At 59.2% G+C, this 5927-nt stretch carries 7 protein-coding genes; 2 read left to right on the top strand and 5 right to left on the bottom strand.

The annotated features are described in order from the left end of the window. The 4 genes from AC04MI_RS22905 to AC04MI_RS22890 form a co-directional block, all read right to left on the bottom strand. A partial coding sequence (locus tag AC04MI_RS22905; RefSeq protein WP_476498786.1) for a chemotaxis protein CheW occupies positions 1 to 339 on the bottom strand: 339 nt, incomplete at its 3' end. Positions 340 to 394: 55 nt separating this feature from the next. Continuing rightward, a complete protein-coding gene (locus AC04MI_RS22900) occupies positions 395 to 2539 on the bottom strand; it encodes a chemotaxis protein CheA (protein ID WP_108497370.1) in 2145 nt (714 codons plus the stop codon). A gap of 40 nt (positions 2540 to 2579) precedes the next feature. Continuing rightward, positions 2580 to 2942: a response regulator gene (locus AC04MI_RS22895; RefSeq protein WP_476498785.1), complete on the bottom strand. Its 363-nt coding sequence runs from the start codon at positions 2940 to 2942 to the stop codon at positions 2580 to 2582. A gap of 49 nt (positions 2943 to 2991) precedes the next feature. Beyond that, complete coding sequence (locus tag AC04MI_RS22890; protein ID WP_056065760.1) at positions 2992 to 3438, bottom strand: hypothetical protein; 447 nt, start codon at positions 3436 to 3438, stop codon at positions 2992 to 2994. A 188-nt stretch (positions 3439 to 3626) separates the two neighbouring features. On the opposite strand from AC04MI_RS22890, the gene AC04MI_RS22885 reads away from it, so the two are divergent. Together AC04MI_RS22885 and AC04MI_RS22880 are read left to right on the top strand one after the other, a co-directional pair. After that, positions 3627 to 4736: a hybrid sensor histidine kinase/response regulator gene (locus tag AC04MI_RS22885; RefSeq protein ID WP_288852198.1), complete on the top strand. Its 1110-nt coding sequence runs from the start codon at positions 3627 to 3629 to the stop codon at positions 4734 to 4736. Further along, entirely contained in the window at positions 4733 to 5362 is a 630-nt protein-coding gene (locus AC04MI_RS22880; protein ID WP_476498784.1) for a response regulator, read from the top strand. The genes AC04MI_RS22885 and AC04MI_RS22880 overlap by 4 nt, the downstream gene beginning before the upstream one ends. Before the next feature lie 9 nt (positions 5363 to 5371). On the opposite strand, the gene AC04MI_RS22875 is transcribed toward AC04MI_RS22880, so the two are convergent. Further along, a partial coding sequence (locus tag AC04MI_RS22875; protein ID WP_476498783.1) for a flagellar biosynthetic protein FliR occupies positions 5372 to 5927 on the bottom strand: 556 nt, incomplete at its 5' end.

Below are 5927 nucleotides of genomic sequence, written 5' to 3'. Positions count from 1 at the left end.
CTCTGATGTCAACTCCATCACATCGCTCACCGAATCCACCACAATGCCCACCACACGGTTGCGCAGGTTGAGGATGATGACCACTGTGAAACTGTTGTAGTCCGCCTGCGCACAGTTGAACTTGATGCGCATGTCCACGATGGGAACAATCGTGCCGCGCAAATTGACCACGCCCTTGATGAAGTCTGGCGCGTTCGCAATGCGGGTGGGAGGTTCGTAGCCCCGGATTTCCTGCACCTTCAGGATGTCGATGCCGTACTCTTCCTGGTCGAGGCGGAACGTCAGATATTCACGAGCACCCGTTGGTGCAGCGTCTGCAGTTTTACCGATCACACTCATGGTGCATTCTCCTTTCATGGCGGCGCAGCGCCCCCAGGGGCGCCCGCACCTGTATCTAGTGGCGCGCCCGACGCACCAAGCCACCCGTGTCCAAAATCAAGGCCACGGTGCCGTCACCCAAAATGGTGGCGCCCGACACATTGGGCACCTTGCGATAGTTCGATTCCAGATTCTTGACGACCACCTGGTGCTGGCCGAGCAACTCATCCACCAGCAAGGCCACACGGCTTCCGTCAGCCTCGACCACCACCATGATGTTGCTGGATTTGTTGAGGTCAAAGCGCGGAACCTGGAAGATCTTCTCCAGCGCGATGACAGGCATGTATTCGTCGCGCACCTTGACCAGCTGCGAGCCTTGCGCCACGGTGCTGACATCGTCCGCATTGACCTGGAACGATTCCACCACCGACGACAGGGGAAGGATGTAAACCTCTTCGCCCACCCCCACCGACATGCCATCCATGATGGCGAGCGTCAGCGGTAGGCGAACGGACACCTTCATGCCGTAGCCCTCTGCAGAATCGATCTCTACCGAGCCGTTGAGCGCTGCGATATTGCGTTTGACCACGTCCATGCCGACCCCACGGCCTGACACATCGGTCACCTCATCGGCCGTGGAAAAGCCTGGAGCAAAAATCAGCTGCCAGACATCGGCATCGCTCATCTGATCGGACACCTCGATGCCGCGCTCCTGGGCCTTGCTGAGGATCTTCTCGCGCGACAGGCCACGACCATCATCACGCACCTCGATCACGATCGACCCACCTTGGTGCGACGCCGACAAGGTGATGGTGCCGTGCTCGGATTTGCCCTTGGCAAGACGATCGGCAGGCATTTCAATACCGTGGTCGCAGCTGTTACGCACCAAGTGGGTCAGCGGGTCGGTGATCTTTTCGACCAAGCCCTTGTCCAGTTCGGTGGCTTCACCCAGGGTCACCAGCTCCACCTTCTTGCCCAGCTTGTTCGCCAGATCGCGCAGCATGCGCGGGAAGCGGCTGAAAACGATGGACATTGGAATCATGCGGATCGACATCACCGACTCTTGGAGGTCGCGCGTGTTGCGATCCAGATCTGCCAACCCGGCCAGCAATTGCTGGTAGGCCCCAGCATCAAGGCCCCGGCTGTTCTGCGCCAACATGGCCTGCGTGATCACCAACTCACCCACCAGGTTGATCAGTTGATCGACCTTCTTCACATCCACGCGGATGGTGGTGGACTCCATCTGTGCTTGCATCGCCACCTTGGGCTCGGCGCTCGCCTTGGGCGCAGCTTTGGGAGCTTGCGCGACAGGCGCATGGGCAGCCGCCGCAGCTTCACCATGGGGAGCTCCGGGTGCGCCGTTGAAGAATCCATAAGGCGCTTCGCCCCCGGAGGTATCCACGGCAACCACAGGCTCGTCGTCTGCATCTGCGGCGGCAGCGTCACCAGAAGCGGCAGCATCACGAATCAGCACCTGGTCCTTGGAAACATGGAACGCAAACAGGTCCAGCAGATCATCGTTGGTGGACGTCGTTTCCACCGCAAAGACCCGCGTATTGGCCTGGCTGCCCGGGACATCGCGGATCGCCCCCAAACCGGGAATGTCTCGGAACAATTCTTTGATCGCGTCGGCCTGCTCCGGGCGGTCCAGTGGCCCGATCTGGATTTCCAGCTGCCGTGCCTGCCCTGGCACAACAGGCGCAGAAACCTTGGGCGCAGGAGCCGGAGCTACTGCCACCGGCGCGGGTGCAGGAGGAGGCGGCGCTGCGACCACAGACGCAGCATCGCCGGGCACCAAGCCTGCGGCCAGGTCGCTGATTCGGCGAACCAAGGAGGTGGTGGAAACCGCCTCACCTTGTCCACCCGCCTGATGCCTTGCCAGCAGGCTGCGCGAAGCATCCGCTGACTCCAGCAGGACGTCCACCATCTGAGGGATGGGCTGCAGCTCATGACGGCGCAGACGGTCGAGCAGGGACTCCATCTGATGGGTCAGCTCGGCCACGTCAGAAAACCCGAAGGTGGCAGAACCTCCCTTGATCGAGTGAGCGCAGCGGAAGATGCCGTTGAGCTCTTCGTCGTTGGCACTGCTCAGGTCCAGATTCAGGAGCATCTGCTCCATCTGGTCGAGGTTTTCACCCGCTTCCTCGAAAAAGATCTGATAAAACTGGCTGAGGTCGAAGTCAGCGCCTGCACCTGATCCTTCTTGGTAGGTTTCCGCCATGGTGGGCTCCTGTGTACTAAATGATCTCAGTCAACCCGGCTCAGCGGAYCACTTTCTGGATGACTTCGATCAGGCGATTCGGATCAAAAGGTTTTACCAGCCATCCCGTGGCACCCGCTGTGCGGCCCGCCTGCTTCATTTGATCGCTCGACTCTGTCGTCAGGATCAGGATGGGAATGGTCTTGAATTTGGGATGCTCGCGCAGTTTGCGGGTCAGGCCAATGCCATCAAGACGTGGCATGTTCTGATCTGCCAGCACCAGGTCAATGTTGTGCGTCTCAGCCTTTTCGAGGGCATCTTGCCCATCCACTGCCTCCACGACGTGATAGCCGGCACCAGTGAGGGTGAACGACACCATTTTGCGCATGGAAGGTGAATCATCAACGGCAAGGATCGATTGCATGTATGGCTCCAACTGACTTGAATATATAAGGTAACCAGTGATGTGAACGTCAAAACAGGTCCACAGAACCTGCATCCATCTCGCTTTGGGTGACAGGGTTCGGCCTGTCGGGCGCCATCTCCGCAAAGGGCGCGGCATCTTCACCTTCCTCATGACCCATGGCTTCCGAGGCCAGCCGGAAGGCACAGCCCTGCAGCACCTTGGTGGTGTGCCATATCAGTTGGGAGGCCATGTCTTGGAACTGCAGCTCAGTCACTGCGCTGCGCAACGCCGTACGCGCGGCCACCAACTCCGGGGAGTCCGCCACTACAGCATCTGTCAACATGGCGTTTGCCTCTCCAAACCGCTCCAGCAGGTTGTCGGTGGCGTGGTTCAGCAAGCCTTCCAGGCGGTGCAAGTCGTGCATCACGACCAACAAAGAGTCCTGCAGCTCTGCCGCCACCATGACGGGAACCTGGACAGCAGGTCCTCCAGGTGTTGTTAGCGTAGATTGCATCGTTTCTCCATCGCAGCACGTAGCAGCAAAACACGCAAATACACAGGACTACGATACTTGCATCAGTAACCTGCCAAGGCCCCCGAGCAAACCGGAGCATCCACGCCCATTGGACGCTGACGCACAAACCATCCCAACCGGACAAACACCCTTGTTTGTTCCAATTTGTATCCTATGATAGCGCTCCTATGGTCCCTGCAACACCAGACCAGACCCTTGAGATCCTCCATCTTGAAGATTCACCGGCCGATCACGAATTGGCAGCGCGTGCGTTGCGCCGATCAGGGCTCCGTTGCCACCTCCAGCGGGTTGACACCCTTTCTGAATTCCAAAGACTGACGGACACCGGCCGCTTTGACATCATCCTGGCAGATTACCGCCTGCCAGGCTTCACCGCATTGGATGCCTGGGCCCATGTGGCGCAAAAACCGCATCACCCACCTTTTGTGCTGCTTTCAGGTGCCATTGGCGAGCCCGCAGCGGTTGACGCGATGCGACTCGGGGTAGCGGACTATCTGCTCAAAGACGATATCCAGCGCCTCCCGCATGTAATTGCCCGCACCCTGGAAGTGCACGAAGCACGCAACGCGCGCGAGCAGGCTATTGCCGAGCTGGCCACGTCGCAACGCCGCTTGGCCGAGTTGGCCGAGCATCTGCAGACCTCCATCGAGCATGAGCGGGCCGCCATCGCTCGCGAGATCCACGACGACATTGGTGGCGCACTGACCGCAGTACGCTTTGACGTGGCCTGGATAGGGCGCCACAGTACCGATCCTGCCATGCAAGAGCATGCCACCTCTGCGGTGGACATGCTGCAACACGCGATTGGCGCCAGCCAGCGCATCATGATGAACCTACGCCCACCCATCCTGGAACAAGGGCTGGTGGCGGCTGTCCAGTGGCTGGCCACGGGCTTTGAGCGCAGGACGGGCATCACCACAAGGATGCAGAGCAGCAGCGAAACCATCGATATACCCACCGACATTCAATTGGTGGCATACCGTACTGCCCAAGAAGCATTGACCAATATCTCCAAGCACGCGCAGCCCAGCAAGGTGGACATTGAACTGTCTGACAAGGAAGGGGTACTGACCCTGGAGGTCGCGGACAATGGCCGTGGCATGGATTCCACAGTTCGCGACAAACCAAAAGCCTTCGGCCTCAAGGGACTTCAAGAGCGTGCACGCACCGTAGGGGGATGGCTGGACATCAGCAGTCGGCCGGGCAAGGGCACGTCGGTCATTCTGTCCGTCCCGTTACCATCTCCTTCCACATCCGCTCCAGGAGATGCCCAGTGATCCATGTCGTCTTGTGCGACGACCATGCCGTATTGCGGCGCGGCATTCGCGACACACTCGCCGAAGCACCGGACATTCAGGTGACCGGCGAAGCGGGCGGGTATTCTGAGCTGCGTGAAGTTCTGCGCACGGCTGCCTGTGATGTGCTGCTGCTGGACCTGAACATGCCCGGACGCAGCGGCCTGGAAGTACTGGCCAGCCTGCGCGAGACCCACTCGACCATCCGGGTGCTGGTGGTTTCGATGTACCCGGAGGATCAATACGCGCTGCGCTGCCTCAAGGCGGGAGCCCAAGGCTACGCCAACAAGGCTGGAGATCCGGTGGAGCTGATTGCGGCAGTGCRCACGGTGATGCAGGGGCGAAAGTACCTCACTGCCGAAGTGGCCCAGATGCTTGCGGACAGCCTGGCTCAACCCACGCCGGAGGTGCCCCATGCGGCGCTTTCCGAACGAGAGCTGCAAACCCTGGTCAAGATTGCATCGGGGCGGCGCCTGTCTGACATTGCCGATGAATTGATGCTGAGTCCTAAAACCGTGAGTGTGTACCGCTCACGGGTTCTCGAAAAATTGAAGCTTTCGAACAATGCTGAACTGACCGTTTACGCCATCCGCAATCAGCTGGTGTAACTAACGGCCCTACCTGCCAACAGAGAACAGATCTACGGCTTGTTGCATCAAAGCCAACACCGGTTGCTCCAGCATCGGCAACGTTGCTGCTATGCCCAGCATCCCCACCGTGAGCGTGACCGGGAAACCCACCGCATAGATATTCATTTGCGGCGCCACACGCGAGATGATGCCCATGGTCAGGTTGACGAAGAGCAGCAGCGCAATCATGGGCATGRCAATCCAGAGCGCACTGGAAAAGAGCGAAGCACCCAACTCATACAACCGCATCTGTCCCAACGCCTGCAGAAAATTTCCATCGACTGGAAAGCGGTCAAAACTTTTGACCACGGCCATCAATATCAACAAATGGCCATTGATGACAATGAAGAGCAGCATGGACATGTGGCCAAAAAACCGGGCCACGGCGCTGATCTGACCGTTGGACGTGGGGTCAAAGAACGATGCAAAGTTGAGCCCCATCTGCAGGCCAATGATTTCACCAGCCAGCTCAACGGCTGTGAACACCAGGCGAACCGAAAAGCCGATCGCCAGCCCCACAGCCACCTGCTGCGCCACCGTGCCC

The organism is Acidovorax sp. LjRoot204, from assembly GCF_056175785.1.
Note: the sequence above shows the minus strand (reverse complement) of the source record. Positions and strands in the feature narration are given on the sequence as shown.

Excerpts from the sequence above, each read along its gene's own strand:
- AC04MI_RS22900 (WP_108497370.1), bottom strand. The coding sequence starts at position 2,539 with ATGGCGGAAACCTACCAAGAAGGATCAGGTGCAGGCGCTGACTTCGAC.
- AC04MI_RS22885 (WP_288852198.1), top strand. The coding sequence starts at position 3,627 with ATGGTCCCTGCAACACCAGACCAGACCCTTGAGATCCTCCATCTTGAA.
- AC04MI_RS22890 (WP_056065760.1), bottom strand. The coding sequence starts at position 3,438 with ATGCAATCTACGCTAACAACACCTGGAGGACCTGCTGTCCAGGTTCCC.